Raw genomic sequence first — 3,924 nt, forward strand, 5'->3', positions numbered from 1 at the left:
CGCCACACTTGGGCATTAATCCGTGTGTCATCACGCCATCGATACGGCTGTTGAAGACTGAAGCCGGCAACCAACGGCTCCAAAACGCTCAATCGACACTCTCATGAATGAGGCAGGTTCAAGGGATTTTGCCGTACTTTTCGCTTGAGGCTTGGTATAACCTTCCAGAATCTGTTTTACGTCTTTAAAGAGCCGCGAGGCTTGTTGCTGCAGTTCATGTTTGCCCCCCTCGGCTCGTAATAGTGCCGGCGTCATTGTAGGAGCCGTGCCGCCTTCGGTTACCGTGGGTGGGTCAGGAAAAACCAGCGATTTACCTTGGACCATACGAACCTGGGCTTGCATAGGGAGGCTCGTCGCCGCTATTCGGCCGGCCAATGCGCCGGCGACAATGCCGGGAAGCACCAGTAGGTTGGCTTGGTTAACGATATCGCTCGCATGATCCAGGATGTGATTGAGCGTTAATGGCTGTCGACTTTCAAAGCCTTGAACAAATGTCGTCGGCAGCGGAGGCGCCTCGTGCGGAAGCTTCCAGGCATCTTCCAGCGCTCTCTTTGTTGTCAGCCCTTGGCCAAATGCCAAGAGGGAGGCGACATGATAAGAAACCACATGGCGCTGCACAGGAACGTGATAATTTGCGTACTCCAGTTGTTCACTGTATTCAAGATAGTAGGTGTTACGATGATATAAGAGGCGGTAATTATCGCCCAAACTGACATCATGCAGCATGCGTGTGTAGCTAATACGTTTTTCAATACATAAAAGCATCGTGCCAAGTGACAATGCTTGACGCTTAGAACAGTGGGCTCGGTCAGCGTAAGGACGAATTTTCTCTGCCCATTTTTCTAGTTGCGTCATTACCGTGACGGACGTTGACACCCCTTCGTGTATCAGTGTGTTTTCTGGCAACTTTGGGATATGACGACGGTGGAAGGCATGACGATGTGGCGACTCGTGTCGTTCTAATAAGCGTATCAACACATCAAAACGCAGCGCCGCCGAGGGGTAAGGCGTCCCCCTCTCCTGTAACAGCATTTTCCTGCCAAGTTGATTCACTTCGTCGACGGTGAGTGATGCTATCTCGCGGTCTTTTAAATAAAGTGTGATTTCGTTCAACGCCCCTCTTATGGCATGCCTTGTTGCCAAGCGACGGTTTTTTTCACGTAAGCGCTGTCCAAACTTTCGTGGCCGCTGTGCAGGCTCTTGCGCGGCACATCTCGTGACCATTGGCAATAACGCTGGCGGCGTCAGAACGTCGAACGATAATCGGTCAAATAACGCATTTACCTCTGCGCGGTACGTTTTCCAATCATCTAGCCAACATCGCGGTGAAGTGTCGCCATAGCTTGCAACGCTCTTTTCAGCATGCCCTAACCACCCATCAACCACTTCATTGTCGACCCCTTTTAGGGGTAATTGCTGCGCCAACCGGTGACGAAACAGATTAGGAGGCAAAGGCCAATCAAATAGAGGCATGCCCGGCAGGTCAGTCGCTGACATGGATTGCCAGTTGAGGGTTTCATCCAGCAAAAAGAACAAGGGCTGCTCTGCCTTCGCTGGCAAATCCAACAATGCGTTAATTTGTGACGACACTATAGGATGCGTGCTCGCCAAAAGCTCGGCCAAACGTCGCAGGTAAGTCAGATGACCTTCGACAAACGCGATGGCCTTATCTGGTAATGGCACCATGCGGCCATTACGCACTCCATTGCCTTCGGCTTTATCGTTAATAAAGACAGCTGGAAGGTCGTGATTAAAAAAGAGCGTGCTCTCGAAGGGCTCTTTAAGATAACGACTTCCCGTCGCGGCATATAGCGCCATCACGCAATAACTCGTCCACTGATTATGTAGGCGTATCAAGTCGTTGCCATCAAAAGCCTCTTTAAGCTGCCGGGTGGCATCGTCAATAGTCCTATTGAGCCGGGTCTCCAGAGGCACTAATAAGCTGCCTTGGTTCGTCACGCCGAGCCTGTTAATTGCCGAGGGGTGATAAGGTAGCTTGAGTCCCTGTTCAATCGCCGCAATATCCCAGCTGGCATAGCTACAGGCACCTGGTAGGGCACTATTGGGGTGGGCTGTTAGCATTCTCGCAAAATGATGATTGCCTGAGGCATCAAAGATGGCTTGGCCCCCTACTTCCGCCAATTTGCCACTGGTGACACGCGGGCACTCAATACGCATCTGTGCATTGAACCATGCGTCAACTTTTTGCCCGAGAGACACGCTCTGCCACATGCCTGCCAATGATGTCGGCGTGGCCATTTGCTGACTAACGCTCGTCAGAGCTTGGCTGATTTCAGGTATCAGCTCGACACTTTGTGTCTCTTGATAATCGGCGACATACGGTTGGGCAGCTTGATCGGGATACCACGCATTTCGCCGGCGCGGCGCTAACCGGGAGACAAACAGGAAATCAGGCGCGATACACCACTCTCCCTGCGCCTCCTCACCAATTGTCATTGTGAGAACTTGGTTCAACGAGCGTGAAAAACGAAGCGCTAGCCACACCAGCGCACCCCCTAACAATGCCAAAGGATCAGTACGCAGCAACTGCTGCCTTACCCACTGATCAATGGTGATGCGCTCAGGTGGAAGCAGTTTTGAGTAGCTCCAAGGGAGATAGTGGGAGGCTTCAGCTTGTTGTTGATAAAAGCTGCGTCCGGTTAACACCTGTTGAGCTTGCGTATCCGTTGCATCGACAGGCAACAAATAGATCGCATCGTCCTCATCGTCATCTACCATGCTTGGTGTGCTTGGACACACCTCAGCGAGGTCTTCAGAATTTTCGTCAACGGTTACCCACGACGATGCCGATGGGGCTGCAGGCAAAGAAAAAGATAGAGCAGGCTGCTCTGTCGGGCTGCGCCGAGAGGGAAATGGCTTTCGGTCCCCGTTAGCTATGTCAATAATGGCATTAAGAAATGCTTTGCTGCTCTTTCCCGATGAATCACTTTGCTTATATTGTTCAGCCGCCAAGAACAGCGCATCGGTAAAACGCTCAAACGTCAGCATGTCGGGTGTCATGTAACGTTGGGCACGACGCAATATCCCGTCGACGAGTTGCCATTGCTCTTGATAACGATCCGCAATCAAAAATCGTGCTGCTTTGCTGATATTGCGATCCGCTAAACAGCTATCAGAAAAAACCCGGTAAGCTGCTTGTCCAACCAGCCAGAGACGTAAAGCGCGACGCCAGAAGTTTATCGACGGCTCCTCTGCCGCAGGTAACGGGTGTGTTATGAGCGTAATAAGGAAAGTCTGCTCTTTGAGGCTTCCTTCTGCTTTGTATCTGTACTTGGTTTTTTCCGCATTCCCCAGGTGAGGCAAGGCAGGGTATTGGCGATTGATTTGAGGGTCTTGCCGAATAGCCTTCGCGAGATCGTCTAAAAGGCTAATAATGGGATCTTCTCGCCACGACGTGAGGATCGCTTTTGCTTCAGGGTGGTGGAACTCGTCGACCATATTACCAATGGCAATGATGCGATGACTCAGTCCTAGTGACCAATAGGCCAGCTCCACTGCCCCGTTGAGATCACGATCCGCGGCCCATCGACATAAATCGGCGTAAGGGCTACCCAAGCGCGCTATTTGCTCACTTGTGCGGACGTCGTCACTATGTACCACCACCGATTGCTCTGCCATCGCTACTTGTTCTTTTGCTTATATAGAAAAGCACTATATATGAAGACACGATCTAAATCCTAGCGATAGCATCGGCTTGTCAGCAGCTTCTCTTTAAAGCCCTCCAAGATGCCAGAAGGTCACCCCCTCCAAAGCAATTCCCTCAAATTTTGTGCCAAGTATAAATCCCGGCTTATTCATGAGGCCGACTTAAAAACGAAGATGGCGAGCGGTTTTCTCTTGTAGAATCAATATGTTCCTGGCAGAACACGATTCAAGAGGACCACTCGCCATGGGTGAAACTGT

General features: G+C 51.1%; 1 protein-coding gene. It reads right to left on the bottom strand.

Annotated features, from left to right (window positions below; all coding sequences use genetic code 11):
• Window positions 1-30: 30 nt before the first annotated feature.
• Complete coding sequence (locus HZS81_RS17755; RefSeq protein WP_179931856.1) at window positions 31-3,639, bottom strand: hypothetical protein; 3,609 nt, start codon at window positions 3,637-3,639, stop codon at window positions 31-33.
• Window positions 3,640-3,924 lie beyond the last annotated feature (285 nt).

The organism is Vreelandella salicampi (assembly GCF_013415105.1).
GTDB lineage: Bacteria > Pseudomonadota > Gammaproteobacteria > Pseudomonadales > Halomonadaceae > Vreelandella > Vreelandella salicampi.

Coding starts and splice junctions, on each gene's coding strand:
- HZS81_RS17755 (WP_179931856.1), bottom strand. CDS start 3,639: ATGGCAGAGCAATCGGTGGTGGTACATAGTGACGACGTCCGCACAAGT.